This is a genomic window from Mesorhizobium sp. WSM4848, assembly GCF_055811375.1.
Genome location: NZ_JBVVPX010000002.1, coordinates 126,392 through 145,928, shown reverse-complemented (window position 1 = coordinate 145,928; position 19,537 = coordinate 126,392). Strand labels below are relative to the sequence as shown.

Annotated in this window: 15 protein-coding genes and 1 pseudogene; 2 read left to right on the top strand and 14 right to left on the bottom strand. The window is 64.1% G+C overall.

All coding sequences use genetic code 11. The features are described from left to right. Positions 1–34 precede the first annotated feature (34 nt). Together AC0L16_RS03045 and AC0L16_RS03040 are read left to right on the top strand one after the other, a co-directional pair. Positions 35–1,255 (top strand): annotated as a pseudogene (locus tag AC0L16_RS03045) (DUF1800 domain-containing protein); the annotation flags it as partial. Positions 1,256–1,430: 175 nt separating this feature from the next. Further along, positions 1,431–2,579, top strand: coding sequence for a DUF1501 domain-containing protein (locus tag AC0L16_RS03040; RefSeq protein WP_473618920.1), 1,149 nt, complete (start codon positions 1,431–1,433; stop codon positions 2,577–2,579). A gap of 24 nt (positions 2,580–2,603) precedes the next feature. On the opposite strand, the gene AC0L16_RS03035 is transcribed toward AC0L16_RS03040, so the two are convergent. The 14 genes from AC0L16_RS03035 to murG form a co-directional block, all read right to left on the bottom strand. After that, on the bottom strand, positions 2,604–2,900 hold the full coding sequence (locus AC0L16_RS03035) for an AzlD family protein (protein ID WP_287175268.1): 297 nt from the start codon (positions 2,898–2,900) through the stop codon (positions 2,604–2,606). Further along, entirely contained in the window at positions 2,897–3,625 is a 729-nt protein-coding gene (locus tag AC0L16_RS03030; RefSeq protein WP_128167158.1) for an AzlC family ABC transporter permease, read from the bottom strand. The genes AC0L16_RS03035 and AC0L16_RS03030 overlap by 4 nt, the downstream gene beginning before the upstream one ends. A gap of 229 nt (positions 3,626–3,854) precedes the next feature. Beyond that, positions 3,855–4,547: a DUF2461 domain-containing protein gene (locus AC0L16_RS03025; protein WP_473619137.1), complete on the bottom strand. Its 693-nt coding sequence runs from the start codon at positions 4,545–4,547 to the stop codon at positions 3,855–3,857. After that, entirely contained in the window at positions 4,547–6,751 is a 2,205-nt protein-coding gene (gene ligA, locus AC0L16_RS03020) for an NAD-dependent DNA ligase LigA (protein WP_473618919.1), read from the bottom strand. Before ligA ends, AC0L16_RS03025 begins: the two co-directional genes overlap by 1 nt. Before the next feature lie 118 nt (positions 6,752–6,869). Beyond that, positions 6,870–8,540: a DNA repair protein RecN gene (gene recN / locus AC0L16_RS03015; protein ID WP_473618917.1), complete on the bottom strand. Its 1,671-nt coding sequence runs from the start codon at positions 8,538–8,540 to the stop codon at positions 6,870–6,872. 13 nt (positions 8,541–8,553) lie between these two features. After that, positions 8,554–9,423, bottom strand: coding sequence for an outer membrane protein assembly factor BamD (locus tag AC0L16_RS03010; protein WP_077383532.1), 870 nt, complete (start codon positions 9,421–9,423; stop codon positions 8,554–8,556). 214 nt (positions 9,424–9,637) lie between these two features. Further along, the gene (gene lpxC, locus AC0L16_RS03005) at positions 9,638–10,585 is read right to left on the bottom strand and encodes a UDP-3-O-acyl-N-acetylglucosamine deacetylase (protein WP_077383199.1); all 948 of its coding nucleotides are present in this window, start codon (positions 10,583–10,585) and stop codon (positions 9,638–9,640) included. A gap of 270 nt (positions 10,586–10,855) precedes the next feature. Next, positions 10,856–12,514: a cell division protein FtsZ gene (gene ftsZ / locus AC0L16_RS03000; RefSeq protein ID WP_473618916.1), complete on the bottom strand. Its 1,659-nt coding sequence runs from the start codon at positions 12,512–12,514 to the stop codon at positions 10,856–10,858. Between the two features lie 67 nt (positions 12,515–12,581). Then, a complete protein-coding gene (gene ftsA, locus AC0L16_RS02995) occupies positions 12,582–13,889 on the bottom strand; it encodes a cell division protein FtsA (RefSeq protein WP_473618915.1) in 1,308 nt (435 codons plus the stop codon). After that, a complete protein-coding gene (locus tag AC0L16_RS02990) occupies positions 13,886–14,827 on the bottom strand; it encodes a cell division protein FtsQ/DivIB (RefSeq protein WP_473618913.1) in 942 nt (313 codons plus the stop codon). The genes ftsA and AC0L16_RS02990 overlap by 4 nt, the downstream gene beginning before the upstream one ends. Continuing rightward, positions 14,815–15,741 (bottom strand): D-alanine--D-alanine ligase, encoded by a 927-nt coding sequence (locus AC0L16_RS02985; RefSeq protein WP_473618912.1) that lies wholly within the window; start codon positions 15,739–15,741, stop codon positions 14,815–14,817. The genes AC0L16_RS02990 and AC0L16_RS02985 overlap by 13 nt, the downstream gene beginning before the upstream one ends. A 303-nt stretch (positions 15,742–16,044) precedes the next feature. Next, positions 16,045–17,010 (bottom strand): UDP-N-acetylmuramate dehydrogenase, encoded by a 966-nt coding sequence (gene murB, locus AC0L16_RS02980; protein WP_473618911.1) that lies wholly within the window; start codon positions 17,008–17,010, stop codon positions 16,045–16,047. Further along, positions 17,007–18,413: a UDP-N-acetylmuramate--L-alanine ligase gene (gene murC, locus AC0L16_RS02975; protein ID WP_473618910.1), complete on the bottom strand. Its 1,407-nt coding sequence runs from the start codon at positions 18,411–18,413 to the stop codon at positions 17,007–17,009. The genes murB and murC overlap by 4 nt, the downstream gene beginning before the upstream one ends. Further along, positions 18,410–19,537, bottom strand: coding sequence for an undecaprenyldiphospho-muramoylpentapeptide beta-N-acetylglucosaminyltransferase (gene murG / locus AC0L16_RS02970; RefSeq protein WP_473618908.1), 1,128 nt, complete (start codon positions 19,535–19,537; stop codon positions 18,410–18,412). Before murG ends, murC begins: the two co-directional genes overlap by 4 nt.

The following is a 19,537-nucleotide window of genomic DNA, read 5'->3' as shown; positions in this document are numbered from 1 at the left end:
TCCAGTCGCTGCGGCGTTGAAGCCTCCAAAAGCAATGCTGATGGAGGCACGATTGGCAAGTCCGAGCGATGTCGCGATTGCGCTCAACCGCTTCGGCCTGGGCGCCCGGCCCGACGACGCGGCGCCGGCCGACCCGAAATCCTGGCTGATAGCGCAGTTCGAAAGCTACGACGCAAACCCGGCGGTGCTTTCCGGCGCGCAGGACTCGGCCACACTCGGCGCCGGCTATGCCGAGGCGATGCTCGAGGCCAAGGACGCCGACACGGCCGCAAAGATGGCCTCCCGCAAGGCGGCGCGCCAGGAGGCTCAAGCGCTCTATCGCGACGAGGTCGACATGCGGGCACGCGCGGCGCTCGAAACATCGACCCCCTTCGTCGAACGGCTCGTGCATTTCTGGTCGAACCATTTCGCCATCTCGGCGGAGAAACCGCAGGTGACCTTGACCGCCGGCGCTTTTGAGCGCGAGGCGATCCGCCCACATGTGCTCGGCCGATTCGAGGATATGCTGCTCGCCGCCGAGCGCCACCCGGCGATGCTGTTCTATCTCGACCAGGTGCGCTCGGTCGGCCCCAACTCGAGATTTGCCAACCGCCCCGCAAAACGCAACGCCAAGCGCAAGCCCGGCATCAACGAGAACCTGGCCCGCGAAATCATGGAGCTGCACACACTCGGTGCACGCTCCGGCTACAGCCAGGCCGACGTGACCGAATTCGCACTGGCGCTGACCGGTTTCAGCACTGGACGGGCTAAAGAGCGGGGCCAGGCCGGCGCCTTCACCTTTCGACCCGGGCTGCACGAACCGGGCCAACGCATGATCATGGGCAAGACCTACGACCAGCGCGGCGAGAAACAGGCGCTTGCCGTGCTCGGCGACCTCGCGGCGGCCGAGGCGACCGCAACGCACATCGCAACCAAGCTGGCGCGCCACTTCATTGCCGACGAGCCGCCGGCTGCGGTCGTGACGCGGCTCGCCGAAGCCTTTCGCCGGTCGAACGGCGATCTCGTCGCCGTCTACCGCGCGCTCCTCGACAGTCCAGAAGCCTGGCAACCAGCGGCGGCAAAGTTCAAGACGCCGTGGGAATGGACGATCTCGGCGCTGCGCGGCCTGGGCCGCAGCGATATCGGCAAGCCGCGCCTGGCGCAACTGCTCAACCAGCTCGGCCAACCGGTATGGCGGCCGCGTTCGCCGGCCGGCTATGACGACGTTGCGGGGAGCTGGGCCGCACCCGACGCACTGGTCCGCCGGGTCGAGGCGGCGCAGCGCCTCGCCGCGCAGAGTGACCGATCCGCGAGATCTCGCGCAAAAACTCTTTGCCGGCTCACTCGGCGACCTGACAATGGCCGAAATCGGCCGCGCCGAGAGCCGGCGCACCGGCATCGCGCTGCTGCTCGTGTCGCCCGATTTCCAGCGAAGATGACTTTCAGAGGAGATGACCAACATGAAACGCCGTCAATTCCTTACGCTTGCCGGCGCCGGCCTCGGCTCGATGCTGATCGCGCCGCGCATCGTCTTCGCCAATGTGGAAACCGACCGCCGCTTCGTGTTCATCATCCAGCGCGGCGCCGCGGACGGGCTGGACACCATCGTTCCCTATGCCGAGCCGGCATACCGCACCCTGCGCGGCTCATTGGCCATCGACGATCCGATAAAGCTCGACGGCACGTTTGGCCTGCATCCTTCGCTCACCGGGCTCCGCAAGCTGCATCAGGACAAGCAGGCGCTGTTCGTCCACGCGGTCGCTTCGCCCTATCGCGAGCGCTCGCATTTCGACGGTCAAAATGTGCTCGAAAGCGGCGGCACCTCGCCCTATGAGCGCAAGGACGGTTGGCTGAACCGGCTGGTCGGCATGCTGCCAAAGTCCCGCGGCGAAGCAATCGCTTTTGCACCGACCGTCCCGCTGGCGCTGCGAGGCCAGGCGGACGTCACCTCCTATGCGCCGTCCGCCCTGCCGGAGGTGCCGGACGACCTGACGATGCGCGTCGGCAAGCTCTATGACGCCGACGAACAGCTGCATGCGCTGTGGAGCAGCGCGATGGAGACACGGGCGCTGGTCGCGGTGAACACGCAGCGCAAGGACGCGGCGAGCGTCGGCCGCACCGCTGCGGGCTTCCTCGCCAAGGCCGACGGACCGCGCGTTGCCATGATCGAAACCAGCGGCTGGGACACGCATAGCGGCCAGCAAGCCAGGCTGGCCAACCAGCTCAGAGCGCTCGACGCGCTCATCGATGGGTTGCACGTTGGCCTCGGCGATATCTGGAAGGATACGACCGTGCTGGTCGCCACCGAGTTCGGCCGCACCGTCGCCGTCAACGGCACTGGCGGCACCGACCACGGTACGGCATCGGCTGCGATGATCGCTGGCGGAGCGGTGAATGGCGGGCGGGTGCTGGCCGACTGGCTGGGACTGTCTGCCGGTGCGCTCTACCAGGGACGCGACCTCGCACCGACGCTCGACCTCGGCGCGCTGATTGCGGTGACATCAGCCGAAACGTTTGGTCTCGATCCGCAAGAGACGATGCGCAGGCTCTTTGCAGGAGGTCGATTCGATCCCGCGATCTCCAACATCGTGCGCAAGTAGGACTGGCGTACTCAGCCGGTCCGGTTACCCGACGAACTGCCGGGCCAGCACCAGCACGACGGCGCCGGCCAAAAACATCGCCATCAGCCCGCCGCGCAGCGAGACCAGCCCGGCAACGATCAACGCCGCCCATTCCGCCGGCCCGGCGCCAAGTGCTGCCGGCGCCACAAGCGTCGTCAGTACCGCGGCAGGCACGGCGTTCAGCCCGGCCTCGACGCGCGGATGGATGTTTTCGAAGCGCGAGATCACCAGATGGCCGCCGATGCGGGTCAGATAGGTCGCGATCGCGCCGGCGATGATGATCCACAAGGTCGTGCTCATGGCCGCGCCTCCACGCCGCTGTGGCGCGGCGGCAGAATGACCGCGAGCAGCACGCCGGCCACGGCGCCAATCGAGACGTGCCAGGGCGAGCCCACCGTCTTGTAGGCGATGATGGAGGCAGCAGCACTGGCGACGACCACCGGCAGCCACAGTGGCCGTTTGCGAAAGCCCATGACCAGTCCGAGGAAATAGATCGGCAGCAAAAAATCGATGCCCAGCGCATGGGTATCGGGAATAAGCCTGCCGAATACCGCGCCAAGCGCGCTTTCGGTCACCCAGAACACATAGACCGGCAGGCCAAGCCCCATATACCAGGCGAAGCCGACCGTCTCGCCAGCCTCCGCCTTGCGCTCGGCCACGGCGAACTGCGGATCGGTGAGCAGGAAATAGCCGACCGCCTGCTGCACCGGCGGCCAGTGCGCGATGCGCCGGCCGATGCCCGCGGAGTAAAGCACATGGCGGAAATTCACGGCGAAGATCGACAGCACGATCAGCCATGGCGCGACATGCTGCCCGAACAATTCGATGCCGACCATCTGGCTGGCGCCGCCGAAAACCATGGCGCTCATCAGCAAGGCTTCAAGCACCGAAAATCCGTTGTCGACGGCGAGCGCCCCAAACAGCAGTCCAAACGGCGCCGCCGCCACCACGACGGGCATGCTGAGCCGCACGCCTTGCCAGAAATCGCTTTTTGCGCGGTTTTCGGAGATTGCTTCCGCCGACATCAGCCACTCCTCGGAGCGCCGCTCGTCCTTTTGGACGAGCAAAGGACGCTCTAACACTTTGAATCCACGCGTCGGGCCATCCGAAAATCGATCCCGATTTTCGGGCCGATGCGGGGGAAAGCTGGTATGTAGGGAGCGCTGTCAGCCTTGTCACACCAATTCGCTTGAGCCAACGATCAGCGGAAGTGATCCTCGTCGCAGGTTCAGGCGTGCGCGTTTCGGCCAGTGCTCAGTCCACCGGGACCTTGGCTTCGATCGCCCTGCCCCAGTCGAGCAGCGGCTTGGCCCGCAAGGCGAAATCGACCAGCTCGTCGACCAGCGCCGGCCCGTGGATTCCCGCAGGGTCGATTTCGTGCCGGACGGCGAAATGCCGGTTGCGGATGGCCGCCGCGAGATCGGCCGCCGTGACATGCTCGAAGCCGCGTGGCGCGCGCTTCATGCAGCCTTCCGCATCGAGTTCGAGGCGGTTTTGCTTCAGCGCCTCGATCAGCGCCCGGAATTCACCCGGCCGCGTCGCGATGGCGTTGCGCATTGCCAGCAGCAGCGCCGGTCCGGGCTGCCACCAGGCGACGCCGGCAAAACACCGCTCAAGCCCGATATAGATGAAGAACACGCCCTGTTCCATCTTGGTGCCGTCAGGCGAGAGGATTGCCGACAAATGCCGGTTGTAGGGTCGTTTGTCCCTGGCGAAACGCACGTCGCGATTGATCCGGAACAGCGACTTCTTGCGGTCGCCGCGCAAGCCCAGCCCTGCCGCCGCGAAGCGCTCGGACAGCGTTTCGACCAGATCGCCGAAGGGCTCGCGCAACTCGCCATCGAAGAGATCGCGGTTTTCCAGAAACCACTCCCGGCTTTGATGAAAATCGAGCGCCTTGAGGAAGGGAATTGCCTTTTGGCCGAAACCGGTGAACGCGCCTTCCATCACGCCTTGCCGATCCGCGCCAACCAAGCGTCTTCGTCGATCACCTCGATGTCGAGTTCGGTGGCAAGCTTGAGCTTGGAGCCAGCACCTGGGCCCGCCACCACGAGATCGGTCTTCGCGGAAACCGAGCCCGCGACCTTCGCGCCGAGACGTTCGGCCATCGCCTTGGCTTCAGGGCGCGTCATCTTTTCCAGGGTGCCTGTAAACACGATCGTCTTGCCGGCAACCACGCTGCCGGCTGAGACGTTGACAATGTACGGCTTCGGCCGGACCTGCGCGAGCAGCGCTGCAAGCACGTCGTCATTACGTTCATTGCCGAAGAAATCGCGAAGCGCGCCTATCACCGTGTCGCCGATGCCATTGACCGATGGAAAAACCGTGTGTGGATCGTCCGCCGCAGCTGTCTCTTTGCTGACGCGGATCAACTCCTCGATGGTCGAGAAGGTTCGAGCAAGCACAGCGGCCGTGGTTTCGCCGATATGGCGGATGCCTAGCGCAAAAATAAAGCGATCGAGTTCCGGTTCGCGACGAGCGTCGATGGCCGCGAAGAGCTTGTCGAGACCTTCGTAGTTGCGTTCATCGACACCGCGTACATTCTTGCGCGTCTTGCCCGATGCGGCCTCGCGCTGTCTGGCCTGCTCCTCGCGCCGCTCAGCCAGAGCCTTGGTGACGGCGGGACGGCGATCCCTGAGAGTAAAGATATCGGCGGCTGTTTTGATCAACCCCGCATTGAAGAACAGGTCTATGTTTTCAGCGCCCAGGCCTTCGATATCCATGGCGCCGCGTGACACAAAGTGGCGCAATCCTTCCACGGCCTGCGCGGGACAGATCAGTTCGCCGGTGCAGCGTCGACGGGAATCTTCCTTGCCAGTCTTTTCGTTGATCTCGCGCGTTGCGGGTGAGCCGCAGATCGGACACTTGTGCGGGAATTCGTAGGGCACGGCATCAGGCGGACGCTTGTCGATAACGACGCTGACGATCTGCGGAATAACGTCCCCTGCCCGCTGGATCACGACTGTGTCGCCGATACGTACGTCATAACCGTCGCGGATCGGCTGGCCGTTGCTGTCCAGACCCTTGATGTAGTCTTCGTTGTGAAGCGTGACATTTTCGACCACCACGCCGCCAACGGTGACGGGAGCTAGCCGTGCAACGGGCGCCAGCGTGCCGGTACGGCCGACCTGAATGTCGATCCTAAGCACGGTCGTCATCGCCTGTTCAGCCGGAAATTTGTGGGCGATGGCCCAGCGTGGTTCGCCGGTGACGAAACCCCATCTGCGCTGCAACTCCAACTGGTCGATCTTGTAGACGACGCCGTCGATGTCGTAGCCAAGCGATGAGCGCTGGGCCTCGATAAGGTGATAGTGCGCGACCAGTTCCTCGACCGACTTCGCCCGCACCATCAGCGGACTGATCTTGAACCCCCACTCCGCGAATCTTTGCACTGAATCGTATTGGGTCGGAGCTGGGTCCTCGGATGTATAGCCCCATGCGTAGGCAAAGAACTTGAGTTTGCGGCTGGCGGTAACGGACGGATCCTTCTGGCGCAAGGATCCGGCCGCCGTATTGCGCGGATTGACGTAGTCCTGGCCGCCGACCGCTGCCGACCGTTCCTTCAACGCCTTGAATTCTGCATAGGTCATATAGACCTCACCGCGTATTTCGATGATATCAGGCCAGCCTGTGCCCTTCAGTGTCTTGGGAATGTCGGCGATTGTCCTGAGATTGGCGGTGATGTCCTCCCCAACGGCGCCGTTGCCGCGCGTTGCTCCCTGCACGAACACACCACCTTCATAACGCAAAGAAGCCGATAGCCCGTCGATCTTCGGCTCAGCCGTGAAGGCGATGTCGAGATCCTTGTCGCGATCAAAGAATCGCCGGCCACGTTCGATGAAGTCGGTGACGTCCTGGTCGGTATAGGCCTTGGCGAGACTGAGCATCGGCACCGCATGGCGCACCTTGGCAAAGCCTTCCGCCGGTGGCGCGCCGACTTTGCGTGACGGCGAATCCTCGCGCACAAGGGCGGGAAACCGCTGCTCGATGGCGAGGTTGCGCCGCCGCAGCGCATCGTATGCCGCGTCCGAAATCGTCGGCGCGTCCTCGGCATGGTAACGCTGGTCGTGAGCGGCGATTTCCTCGGCCAACCGATTCAGCTCGCTGGCTGCTTCACTTTCGCTGAGCGAATCGACTGACTTTTCGGGCATGCACGGCTTCCTTCACGGTGGCGCGACACAATAGATCAGGATTTTGAGAAAATCATTGCTGAACAGCGGGATGGAGCCACATCCTGACTCGAATCCACAACGCCGAGCATAAGCTCTGCTATGCTGCGGTGTTTTCGCGAAGCAGCCGCTCGGCCGCCGCACGCGCCTCGTCGGTGATGGTTGCCCCGGCAAGCATCCGCGCGATCTCTTCCTGGCGCGCCGCCCGATCCATCTCGGCAATGCCGGTGGCGACACGATCGGCGCCGCCGGATTTGGAGATCAGGAAATGCGTCGCCGCGCGTGCCGCCACTTGCGGCGCGTGCGTAACCGAAAGCACCTGCACGCGCTTCGACAGCCGCGCCAGCCTTTGGCCGATGGCGTCCGCCACCGCGCCGCCAACGCCGGTGTCGATTTCGTCGAAGACCAAGGTCGGCGCCGAGCCGCGGTCGGCCAGCGCCACCTTCAGCGCCAGCAGGAACCGCGAAAGTTCGCCACCGGAGGCGACTTTCATCATCGGGCCCGGTCTTGTGCCGGGATTGGTGCGCACCCAGAACTCGACCTGATCGATGCCGTCTTCCATGCGGTTCTCGGCCTCGCTTGCCATCTCGACGATGAAGGCTGCCCGTTCGAGCTTCAGCGCCGGCAGTTCGGCCATCACCGCCTTGGTCAATCCGACCGCCGCCGCATGGCGAAGCGAGGAAAGCTGTGCTGCGGAAATGTCATAGGTCTCGCGCGCGGCGGCGGCTTGCTTCTGCAGCCCGTGCAGGCGCTCCTCGCCGGCGTCGAGATCGGCGAGATCGGCGGCCATCGTATCGCGCAATTGCGCCAGATCGTCGACCGCCACGCTGTGCTTGCGTGAGGCGGCGCGCAGCGAAAACAGCCGCTCCTCGGCCTGTTCCAGCCGCCGCGGATCGTATTCGGTGGCGCGAAGTGCCGCCTCCACGCCCGATTGCGCTGCGTCGAGCGACAGCATCGCCTCATCGAGCGATTTGACCACGTCGTCGAGCAGGCCGGGCGCCTCCGTCACCTTGCGCTGCAGCCGCCGCAACAGGCTGGCGAGTTGCGGCAGGGGCGAAGACGGGCCCGAGAGCACATCTTGCGCATCGTGGATTTCCGAGGCGATCTTTTCCGCCCGCATCATCGAGGCGCGCAACTCGGCAAGCTCGGCTTCCTCGCCTGGCTGGGGGTCGAGCTTCGTCAATTCGGCGACCGCGGCGCGCAGATAGTCGGCCTCACGGGCGGCCGCTTCCACCTTGGCGCGATGTCGCGAAAGCTCCTGCTCGCAGGCCCGCCAATACCGCCATGCCTCGCCGGTCGCCCGCACAGCGCCGAGATGACCGCCAAAACTGTCGAGCAATTCGCGGTGGGCGCCGGGATCGACCAGGGCACGCTCGTCATGCTGGCCGTGGATCTCGACCAGCGCGTGACCGACGTCGCGCATCAGTGTCACACTGGAAGGCTGGTCGTTGACGAAGACGCGGGTACGGCCATCCGCCGTCTGCACGCGGCGCAGGATGATGTCGCCATCGTCGTCGATGGCGTTGTCGGCAAGCAGCATGCGGGCAGGATGGTTGCGCGGCACGTCGAACACGGCGATGATCTGGCCCTGTGCCGCGCCATGCCGCACCAGCGAGGCGTCGCCGCGGGCGCCAAGCGCTAGCGACAGCGCGTCGAGCAGGATGGATTTTCCAGCACCGGTTTCGCCGGTCAGCACCGAAAGACCGGACGAGAAGTCGATGTCCAGCTTCTCGATCAGAACGATATCGCGGATCGACAGTCTGGAAAGCATGGTGACGCGCCGCTCAGGCGCCGGTGATCAGCTTCCCGGCCTTGGCGATCCACGAGCCCGCATTCTCGCGCGGCTCCAGCCCACCAGTCTGCAGGAGCTTGTAGGAATCCTTGTACCACACGCTGTCGGGATAGTTGGTGCCAAGCACGGCAGCGGCAGTCTGCGCTTCCGATGTCAGCCCCATCGCGTAATAGGTTTCGGTAAGGCGCGCGAGCGCTTCCTCGACATGGCGCGTGTTGGAATAGGTCTCCACCACGACGCGGAACCGCTTGACGGCGGCGATGTATTCTCGGCGCTCGAGATAGTAGCGGCCGATCTGCATCTCCTTGCCGGCGAGCTGGTCGTTGGCGAAGCGGATCTTTTCCTGGGCGTCGTCGACATATTCGGAATCGGGCCAGCGCGTCACCAGATCCTGCATCGTCTGCACGGTCTGACGCGCTTCCTTCTGGTCCTGGGTGACATCCCTGATCTGCCGGTAGTAGCTGAGCCCGATGATGTACTGGGCATAGGCAGCGTCGTCGGTCGACGGATAGAGCGTGAGATAGCGCTTGGCCGAACCGATCGCCTCGGTATAGTTGCCCTGGCGATAGTCGGCAAAGGCGCCCATCACCATCGATTTGCGAGCGTATTCGGAATAGGGATGCTGGCGGTCGACCGCACTGAATTTGCGGCTCGCCTCCTGCAGGCGCCCGGCATTCAGATTGGCGAGGCCCTGATTGTAGAGAACGTCTGCCGGCTCGGTCTGCTCGACATAGGTCGACAGGTCGACATCCTTTTCGGACGACATGCAGGCCGACAGGAACAGCGATGGAACAACCACAGAAAGCGCCAGGAAAACAGCCCGATGCGGCGCTTTCGATTGACCAATTCGCTTGAAGAACATGATTGGATTCCGCCCTTTCGGCGTCATTTCAGTCGACATTTCGCCCTGGGGCAGCAGGCATAACCATAATCGCCGTGCCCGGCAACGCTATCTCCGGCCATTCGCACATTTTTGTGGCAGCCTGGCGCAGCCCGCACACTTGCGTGATTTCGCCGGCCGATGGTGCATTCATGCAACACAGGCCGGCGGCCATAATACCCGAAAACGTTAAGAATCAGATCATCCAGGGCGCGTAGACAGGTGCATAGACGGCGCTCTTTTCGACGGTGCGACCGCGCTCGCGGCGTGTCGTCTCGACGATCTCGAAGGCCGAGCGGTCCGACAAAAGGCGGCGCAGCGCTGCCGCATTCAACCTGTGGCCGCCGCGATAGGAACGGAAGCAGCCAATGAACCGGGCGCCGGCCAGCGCCAGATCGCCCATGGCGTCCATCGTCTTGTGGCGCACGAACTCGTTGGGATAGCGCAAGCCTCCGATGTTGATCACCCGGTTGTCGTCGCCGATCACCAGGGAGTTTTCCAGCGAGGAGCCGAGCGCATAGCCGGCTGCCCACAGCCGCTCGACGTCCTTCATGAAACCAAAGGTGCGGGCCCGCGCGATATCGCGGCGAAAAATGTCGGCATTCATGTCGGATGCGAAGAGCTGACGGCCGATCGCCGGGCTTTCGAAATCGATCTCGATTTCGAAGCGCGTGCCGTCATAGGGCCTGAACTCCGCCCAGGAGGCACCGTTCTCGATGCGAACCGGCTTGACCACCCGGATGTAGCGGCGCTTGATCGGCAGCGTATCGATGCCCGCCTGGTCGATGGCCTCGACGAACGCCATGGCGCTGCCGTCAAGGATCGGAACCTCACGGCCGTCGATCTCGATGACGACATTGTCGATGCCGAGCCCGAAAACCGTGGCCATCAGATGTTCGACTGTGGCGATGTGCTCGCCTGCCGGATCGCCGAGCATGGTGCACAGATCGGTGGCGCCGACCTCGGAAACGAGCGCCCGGAACTCCCGGACTTCGCTTCCATTCGAAAGCTGGAACACGACACCCGTATCAGCGTCTGCCGGCAGGAAATGAACGGTAACGGAATTGCCACTGTGAACACCGGTGCCGGTCAGCGTCGCACGCGATCTAAGTGTCGTCTGATAGTCGTGCAAAACAAACCCCATAGCCCATGCCTACGTCCGCTTCATAAGCCCAAGGGCGCGGCTCTTTGATCGGCAGGCAGGGCCACTTCCCCGAATCCCAGCAAACCGAAATTGATCGCGGCGAAGATAGTGGTCCGGCAGGAAGTCTCCAAATCACGGTTTCTTACCCTCTGTAACCGCGATCCGAAGCGGATACGGCCTCATAACTGCTTGTTTTACAGGCACTTTTAACATTAACAGGCAAACAATTTCTTGTCTGCCTGTTAACAATTGTTACGGACCGTTAACAGGTCAGTTGGCCTGGCGGCGCAGGAATGCCGGAATCTCCAGCTGATCGTCTTCTTGGACAGCCCTGCTCTGCGGCGTCAGCCGGCCCTGGTCGTCCAACTGGCCGCGGCGTGGCGCGTAAAGCTGCGGATCCTGGCTGGCAAGGCGGCGCACTTCGGGTGCCGCCTGGCGCAGTTTCGGCTCGCGCGGCTGCGCCGGCTGCAGCCGTGCAGGCTCTTCTTCGCGACGGGTAAGGCCGTTGGTCAGGCGCTTGAGCAGTCCCATCGGTCCGCTGTTCTCGTGGTCGGCCGGACGGCTTTTGGCTTCCACCTCGGCTTTCACCACCGGCGGAAAGTCCTCGACGCGCGGCATGCGCTGGGGCGCTGCCGGCTGAAGCACTTCACGCTGCGGCGCGGGCTGCATCGTTTGCTGGACCATTGGCTGCAGCATCGGCTGCGGCTGGGCCGGCGGCGCCTGGAAGATCTTGCTCTGCGGGCGGAAATCTTCCGCCTGGGGCGCCGGCGCGGGACGCGCCATCGCCGCCGCATTCGCCTCGGCGAGCTGGATTGCCTCGGCGACAGGATCGGCGGCGCGCGGCGCGTAGCCGCCCTGCTGGACAGGCGCCGGACGGCTTTCCGTGACCGGAGCGGCCGGGCGGCTGACCGGCTTTGGCGGAGCCGTGCGGATGGCGATCGGCGCGGCAGCGATTTCTGCTGCCGATTTGTCGATGCCGGTAGCGACCACCGAGACGCGGATGACGCCTTCGAGATCCTCGTCGAACGTCGCACCCAGGATGATGTTGGCTTCCTGGTCGACCTCCTCGCGAATTCGGGTCGCCGCCTCGTCGACTTCGAACAGGGTCAGGTCGCGTCCGCCGGTGATCGAGATCAACAGCCCCTTGGCGCCCTTCATCGAGGTCTCGTCGAGCAGCGGATTGGCGATCGCGGCTTCGGCGGCGGCCATGGCGCGACCCTCGCCGGAAGCTTCGCCCGTCCCCATCATCGCCTTGCCCATCTCGCGCATGACCGAGCGGACGTCGGCGAAGTCGAGGTTGATTAGCCCTTCCTTGACCATCAGGTCGGTGATGCAGGCGACGCCGGAATAGAGCACCTGGTCGGCCATGGCGAAAGCGTCGGCAAAGGTCGTCTTGTCATTGGCCAGCCGGAACAGGTTCTGGTTGGGGATGACGATGAGGGTATCGACGCATTTCTGCAATTCCTCGATGCCCAGATCCGCCGTCTTCATGCGGCGCTGGCCTTCGAAATGGAACGGCTTGGTGACGACGCCGACGGTGAGAATCCCCTTCTCGCGCGCGGCACGTGCAACGACCGGCGCGGCCCCCGTGCCGGTGCCGCCGCCCATGCCGGCAGTGACGAAGCACATATGGGTGTTGGAGAGATGATCGACGATCTCGTCGATGCATTCCTCCGCCGCGGCGCGTCCGACTTCCGGCTGCGACCCCGCACCCAGGCCCTCGGTGACATGCGCGCCGAGCTGGATCAGGCGGTCCGCCTTGGACATGGTCAGCGCCTGCGCATCGGTATTGGCGACCACGAATTCGACGCCGCGCAAGCCGGCGGTGATCATGTTGTTGACGGCATTGCCGCCGCCGCCGCCGACACCGAACACGGTGATACGCGGCTTCAGCTCGGTGATGTCCGGCTTTTGCAGATTGATGGTCATTGTCTCCGTCCTTTGCCTTTCCCGCCGCTTCGCCGCTGCGGCCGCCTATGGGGCTGTCCCCGCCAATTTAAAAACTGTCTCTCAACCACTGACTCATTCGATGCAGTTTTCCGCCTGTTCCGGTCATCCTGAGACCAGAAATTCCTTTCGCCGGATGGCTCTCGAAATTCGCCATCTGCGGGTAGATCAGAAGCCCGACCGGCGTCGAGAAAGCCGGCCCCTTGGCCGCCTCCGGCAGGCCCGCTACACCGAGCGGGCGCCCGATGCGCACATTGCGTCCGAGAATGCGGCGCGCTGCCTCGGGCAGGCCGGAAAGCTGGCTGGCGCCGCCGGTCAGCACGACGCGCTTGCCGACGGCGTTGCCGTAGCCGGACCTGTTCAGCCGGTCGCGCAACAGTTCGAGCGTCTCGTCGATGCGCGCCCGGATGATACGCGTCATCACCGAACGCGGAATCTGAAGCGGCACCTCGCCATCCTCGCCGATCGGCTGTATCGAGACCAGGTCGCGGTCGTCGGCACTGCCGGGCAGCGCCGAGCCATGCATCACTTTCAGCCTCTCGGCGGCGTCGAGCGAGGTTGACAGGCCCTTGGCCATGTCCAGCGTGACGTGGTTGCCGCCGATGGCGATGGCGTCGCCATGAACGAACTTGCCTTCCGAAAACATCGAGATCGTCGTGGTGCCGCCGCCCATGTCGATGCAGGCTGCGCCCATTTCGAGTTCGTCGTCGACCAGTGCGGCAAGCCCGCTGGCATAGGGCGTCGCCACCATTCGCTCGACCGACAGGTGCGAACGGTTGATGCAAAGCTCCAGGTTGCGCAACGGTGCCGCGTCACCCGTCAGCACGTGCATGTCGACGCCGAGCTGGTCGCCGACCATGCCGCGCGGATCACGCACGCCGCGCTCGGCGTCCAGCGAAAAGCCGACGGGAAGCGAATGGATCACTTCGCGTTCGGCCCGCAGCGCCTGCTTGGCGCCGGCGGCAAGCACGCGCTTGATGTCGGCCTCGTCGGCCTCGTGGCCGCCAAGGTTGATGGTTGCCGAGAAGCTTTCGCTCTTCAGCCGGCCGGCCGTCATGTTGACGATCAGCGAATCGACGGTCAGCCCGGCCATGCGCTCCGCGGCATCGACGGCAAGGCGGATGGCGTGCTCGGCCCTGTCGAGATCGATGATGACGCCCGATTTCACGCCTTGCGATTTCTGGTGGCCGATGCCGATCACCTGTATGCGATGCGAGCGCCCGCGCAGCAGCATGCCGTCCTCGCGCGGCTTGAGCTTGGCCACCACGCAGCAGACCTTGCTCGAGCCGACATCCAGCACCGTCATGATGCCGGACCGGCGCGACGAGGCATCGCTGTTGCCGCCAAGCCAGCTCATATCTTCGTCTCCGGCTTGCGCTTCGGCATTTTCGGCTTTTCATTGAGCGCGGCCTGACGCTGCGTCGCCGCCTCCGGCGTCAACTGGACGACGAGGCGATCGGAAAGGCGCATGTCGACGGCGGCGATATCGCGCGTCAGCAGCCCGTTCTCTCGGTCCATCCTGACCAGATCGGCGATCGCTTGGTCCTCGCCATCCTCGGGGAGCTTGACCGTGATGCCGTTTTCCAGCTTCAGGTCCCAACGCCGTTCACCGATGCGGATGTAGCCTTTGATCCGTGCGGCAAGCTCTGGATATTTCTTGATCCTGGCCAGGAAATCCGGCGCCTTGGCCGGGGCGCCGGTGCCGACGATCAGCGGCAGCAGCGACTGCTTGCCGCCGGAGAATGGCGCGATCACGGCGCCGGAGCGCTCGATGACGGAAAGCTCGCTGCCCTGCTGCCAGAGCGCGAAGGGCTCACGCTCCTCGATGCGCACCTCCAGCGTGTGCGGATAGACCTTGCGCACCGCCGCAACCTCGACCCAGGGCAGCGTGGCGATGCGTTCCCGCGCGGCTTCGGCATCGAAGCCGATCAGCGACGTCCAGCCATCGAGCTGCATCCTGTCGAGAATATCGATCTCGGAGGTTGCGCGGTTGCCGACGACCTTGATCTGGTCGACGGCAAAGCCGGTGCGGGCGGTGATGCCCTGTACGATACCGTCGACATGCCCGCCGAGATAGGCGCCATAGGCACTGCCCGATACGAGCAGCGCCGCCGACAGCACGGCTGCGGAAAACGGCGGCACCTCGAAGTCGTCATCGCCAAGACGCGCGAGCATGCGCGCCGGCCGGCGAAGCAGGCGCGGCAGCACGAAATGGTCGAACGACAACGACACACCGAACAGCGTCGGCCCGGCCGCACCCTTCCCCTTGCCCTGTCCCCACCTCAACGCAGACACGAAGCGTCCTCCACCATCCAACTCAACAAATCGCCGAACGAGTGTCCCGCCTGCGCGGCGATCTCAGGCACCAAGGATGTCGGCGTCATGCCCGGCTGAGTGTTGACCTCGAGCCAGACAATTTCGCCGTTCTCGGAGTGTCGATCATCATAACGGAAGTCCGACCGGGAAACGCCCCGGCAGCCGATAGCTTGGTGAGCCCTGAGCGTCAGTGTCTGTATTTTTTGGTAAATATTCGGTGAAATTTTTGCAGGGCATTCGTGTTTTGATCCGCCCGCGACGTATTTTGAATCGTAGTCGTAGAAGGAATGGCCGGTCGGGATGATCTCGCAGACGCCGAGCGCCACATCGCCCATCACCGCGCAGGTCAACTCCCGCCCGTGCACGTAGCGCTCCACCATGACGGTATCGCCATACTTCCAATCTGACGAACCGATGACCTGCGGCGGATGCGACTGCCCTTCGTGGACGATGACGACGCCGAAGCTCGACCCCTCATTGACCGGCTTGACGACGTAGGGCGGCTTCATCGGGTGCTTGTTCTGGATGGCGAAGCGATTGACCACCTTCGATTCGGCAACCGGAATGCCGACGGACTTGGCGATCTTCTTGGCTTGTTCCTTGTTCATGGCAAGCGCCGAGGCGAGCACGCCGGAATGGGTGTAGGGGACGGCAAGATATTCGAGGATGCCCTGGATGGTGCCGTCCTCGCCGAAAGGACCATGCAGCGCATTGAAGACAACATCCGGCTTGAGCTCAGCCAGCACCGATCCAACATCGCGTGAGACGTCGACGCGAGTGACCTGGTAGCCTTCCGTCTCGAGCGCATCAGCACAGGCTTTCCCCGAAGACAAGGACACGGGCCGCTCGGACGAGAATCCACCCAGAAGGACGGCCACGTGCTTGCTTTTCATTTCCCGTCATTCCCTCTCACGGCGGGCCCTTTCACGGCGGGTCTGCATCTCACTCGCCCGGAAAGGGCCATACACTCAAACGCTCGGAGCAGTCCTGCTCTGATGATTTCTGCAACATCCGAGTCCCCCTGGTCTCCCGGCAGGCTGCCCCTGACGGAAAAACGCTGGTGACGCGTCGAAACGACTCAAATCAGGAAACGCTTCAGGGCAGAGAATCAGAGAGTTGAATCGCTGGCAAGTGCTTACGATTCCGCGAGATTCACTTTCCGCAAAAACGGCCGCGAAAACTGTGTTGTTGAGTCCTTATAGCAACTGTCCGAGGAATTCCTGGACCTCGTGCCCCGGCCGGAATTTGCCGATGCGCTTGATTTCCCAATGCAGCCGGATGCCCGACCTTTCGAGCACGCGCGTGCGCACCGTCTCGCCAAGATATTCAAGGTCGTAGCCGGTCGCTGTTCCCGTGTTGATCATGAAGTTGCAATGCATCGGCGACATCTGCGCGCCGCCGATCATCAGCCCCCGACAGCCCGCTCTGTCAATCTCCTTCCAGGCCGAGGTGCCCTCCGGATTCTTGAAGGTCGAGCCGCCGGTCTTTTCGCGGATCGGCTGCACGGTCTCGCGATGGTGCTGGACGGCGTCCATTGCCGCCTTGATCGCGGCCTTGTCTGCCAAAACGCCTTCGAACACGGCCGATGTGAAGATCAGCCCGGCAGGCGCTGCCGAATGGCGATAGGCGTAGCCCATATCGGCGTTGCTCAGCGTATGCACATTGCCCTTGCGGTCGAGCGCCCGCACCTCGACAACGCGCTCGCGCGTCTCGACGCCATTGGCGCCGGCATTCATCCTCAGCGCACCGCCGATGGCGCCCGGAATGCCGTGGTAAAACTCAAACCCGCCTATACCAGCCTGATAGGCGATAGCGGCAAGGCGTTTGTCGGGCGTGGCCGCGCCCGCCTTGATTGTGGTCGGCGCAATCACTTCGGCTTCGCCAAAGCCCTTGGCCGAAAGCCGGATGACGAAGCCCGCAATCCCGCCGTCACGGACAAGCAGGTTCGAGCCGATACCGACGGTGGTCAGCGATATTTCTTCGGGCACTGCTCTCAGGAACGCAGCGAGATCGTCTTCGTCGGCCGGCTGGAACAGCGCGTCGGCCAGCCCGCCGGCGCGGAACCAAGTGATCTTGTCCATCTCGGCATTCGGCGTGATGCGACCGCGCAGGCCGGCAAGCCGGCCGCCAAGCTTGTCGATCAACGCCTGGCCGCGCGTCATGAGGCCGTCCCGCCGAGTTCCCTGGGCAGCGCGTAGGCCCATTGGGTGATGTTGCCGGCGCCGAGGAAGACGATGAAATCGCCTGGTTTGGCCAGGTCGCGGATAACAGGCGCAATCGCCGCGGGGCCTTCGATGTAGCGCGCGTCGCGATGGCCGCCGGAGCGGATTCGCGACACCAATGCCTCGGACGTCACTCCGTCGATCGGCTCTTCGCCTGCCGCATAGACCGGAGCCACCATCACCGTGTCGGCATCGTTGAAGCAGACCGAGAACTCGTCGAACAGATCATGCAGCCGGGTGAAGCGGTGCGGCTGGGCAATGGCGAAGACGCGGCCCTGGGTGGCATCGCGCGCCGCCTTCAGAACCGCTGTGATCTCGACCGGATGGTGGCCGTAGTCGTCGAACACATCGATGCCGTTCCACGAACCGGTGCGCGTAAAGCGCCGCTTGACGCCGGCGAACGACGACAGGCCCTTCCTGATCGCCTCGGCCGAAAGGCCGAGCTCATGCGCGACGGTGATCGCCGCGGTCGCATTGGCGACGTTGTGACGGCCGGGCATCGGCAGGCGCAGGCCTGATATCGTCGACTGGCCGCCGGTCTTGCGGTCGCGGATCACCACGTCGAATTCCGAGGTCGGGCCATCCATGCGGTGATTGATGAAACGCACGTCGGCCTGTGCGTTCCCGCCGTAGGTGATGACGCGCCGGTCCTCGATGCGGCTGACCAGCGCCTGCACCTCGGGATGGTCGGTGCACATGACGCCGAAGCCGTAGAACGGCACGTTCTCGACGAACTGGCGAAAGGCCTCGCGCACCTTGTCGAAGGAGCCGTAATGGTCGAGATGTTCGGGATCGATGTTGGTGACGACGGCAATCTCGGCCGGCAGCTTCAGGAACGTGCCGTCGCTCTCATCGGCCTCCACCACCATCCATTCGCCATCGCCCATGCGGGCGTTGGTGCCGTAGGCATTGATGATGCCGCCATTGATCACGGTCGGATCGAGCCCGCCGGCTTCGAGCAGCGTCGCCACCATCGAGGTCGTCGTCGTCTTGCCATGCGTGCCGCCGATGGCCACCGCCTGCCGGAAGCGCATCAGTTCCGCCAGCATCTCGGCGCGACGGACGATGGGAAGCAGTTTCTCGCGTGCCGCCTTCAGCTCCGGATTGGATTTCTTGATCGCCGTCGAGACGACGACCACTTCGGCATCGCCGATATTGTCGGCATGATGACCGACAAAGCACTCGATGCCCTTGTCGCGCAGCCGCTGCACATTGGCGCTGTCGGCCTGGTCGGACCCTTGCACCTGGTAGCCGAGATTATGCAGCACCTCGGCGATGCCGCTCATGCCGATACCGCCGATGCCGATGAAATGCACGAGGCCGATCGTCTGCGGCATCTTCATGCGTGCGTCTCCTTCCTGAACTCCGATACGCTTTTCTTCGACGCAATAGCCTCTGTCAGATCGGCGAGCAACCGTGCCGCGTCCGGTTTTCCGGCCGATTTGGCCGCCGCTGCCATTGTCGTCAGCCGCTCTGGATCGTCCATCAGGGCTCCGACGAGCGCGGCGATGCGCTCGGACGAAAGCGTCGATTGCGGATGCACTTCGGCGCCGCCTGCCGCGGCCAATGCCGCGGCATTGGCCGCCTGGTCGTGGTCGAGCGCATGCGGATAGGGCACCAGCAGCGCCGGCCGGCCGATCACCGCGATTTCCGATACGGTCGATGCGCCGGACCGCGACATCACCAGATGCGCCGCTGCCATGCGCGCCGCCATGTCGGTGAAGAACGGCGACACCTCAGCCTCGACGCCAAGGGCGGCATAGGCCGCCTTCACCCGCTCGACGTCGTCGGCACGCGCCTGCTGGGTGATATCAAGCCGCTTGCGTTGTGCGTCGGAAAGCTGTCGAACCGCCGCCGGCACCGCATCGGAAAAGAATTGTGCGCCCTGGCTGCCGCCGAACACCAGAAGGCGGAACGGCTGGTTCCCAGTCGACGCCGTATAGGGCGTCTTTGCCGCGTCCAGCACTTGCGGCCTGACCGGATTGCCGGTCGTCACCGTCTTGGCGCCTGCAGCGCTTGAATCTTCCGGCAAAAACCCGCCGGCGATGGCATCGACACGGCCGGCGAGCGCCCGATTGGCGCGCCCCATCACTGCGTTCTGCTCGTGGATCAGCGTCGGCACCTTGCGCCGCGTCGCCGCATAGAGCGGCGGCAGCGTCGGATAGCCGCCGAAACCGACCACGACGGCTGGCTTGACCCGGCCGATCACGGCCGATGCCTGCCGCACGCCGCCCCAAATCTTCCAGAAGGCGGCGAGCACGGCGAAAGGATTTTTCGAGCCGATGGTCGCCGACTGGATCGGATGGATGCAAGCGGCCGGGAACTGGCCGGCAAAACGCTCGGCGCGATCATCGGCGGCGAGATGCACCGTCCAGCCGCGCCTGATCAGCTCGTGCGCCAGCGCCTCGGCTGGGAAGAGATGCCCACCCGTGCCCCCGGCCGCCAGAAGGATCGCGCCCCTCGACAT

What these genes read in the sequence shown, in the direction of transcription:
- AC0L16_RS03040 (WP_473618920.1), top strand. Translation starts at nt 1,431, where the DNA reads ATGACCAACATGAAACGCCGTCAATTCCTTACGCTTGCCGGCGCCGGC.
- AC0L16_RS03035 (WP_287175268.1), bottom strand. Translation starts at nt 2,900, where the DNA reads ATGAGCACGACCTTGTGGATCATCATCGCCGGCGCGATCGCGACCTAT.
- AC0L16_RS03030 (WP_128167158.1), bottom strand. Translation starts at nt 3,625, where the DNA reads ATGTCGGCGGAAGCAATCTCCGAAAACCGCGCAAAAAGCGATTTCTGG.
- AC0L16_RS03025 (WP_473619137.1), bottom strand. Translation starts at nt 4,547, where the DNA reads ATGGAAGGCGCGTTCACCGGTTTCGGCCAAAAGGCAATTCCCTTCCTC.
- ligA (WP_473618919.1), bottom strand. Translation starts at nt 6,751, where the DNA reads ATGCCCGAAAAGTCAGTCGATTCGCTCAGCGAAAGTGAAGCAGCCAGC.
- recN (WP_473618917.1), bottom strand. Translation starts at nt 8,540, where the DNA reads ATGCTTTCCAGACTGTCGATCCGCGATATCGTTCTGATCGAGAAGCTG.
- AC0L16_RS03010 (WP_077383532.1), bottom strand. Translation starts at nt 9,423, where the DNA reads ATGTTCTTCAAGCGAATTGGTCAATCGAAAGCGCCGCATCGGGCTGTT.
- lpxC (WP_077383199.1), bottom strand. Translation starts at nt 10,585, where the DNA reads ATGGGGTTTGTTTTGCACGACTATCAGACGACACTTAGATCGCGTGCG.
- ftsZ (WP_473618916.1), bottom strand. Translation starts at nt 12,514, where the DNA reads ATGACCATCAATCTGCAAAAGCCGGACATCACCGAGCTGAAGCCGCGT.
- ftsA (WP_473618915.1), bottom strand. Translation starts at nt 13,889, where the DNA reads ATGAGCTGGCTTGGCGGCAACAGCGATGCCTCGTCGCGCCGGTCCGGC.
- AC0L16_RS02985 (WP_473618912.1), bottom strand. Translation starts at nt 15,741, where the DNA reads ATGAAAAGCAAGCACGTGGCCGTCCTTCTGGGTGGATTCTCGTCCGAG.
- murB (WP_473618911.1), bottom strand. Translation starts at nt 17,010, where the DNA reads ATGACGCGCGGCCAGGCGTTGATCGACAAGCTTGGCGGCCGGCTTGCC.
- murC (WP_473618910.1), bottom strand. Translation starts at nt 18,413, where the DNA reads ATGAAGATGCCGCAGACGATCGGCCTCGTGCATTTCATCGGCATCGGC.
- murG (WP_473618908.1), bottom strand. Translation starts at nt 19,537, where the DNA reads ATGTCGAGGGGCGCGATCCTTCTGGCGGCCGGGGGCACGGGTGGGCAT.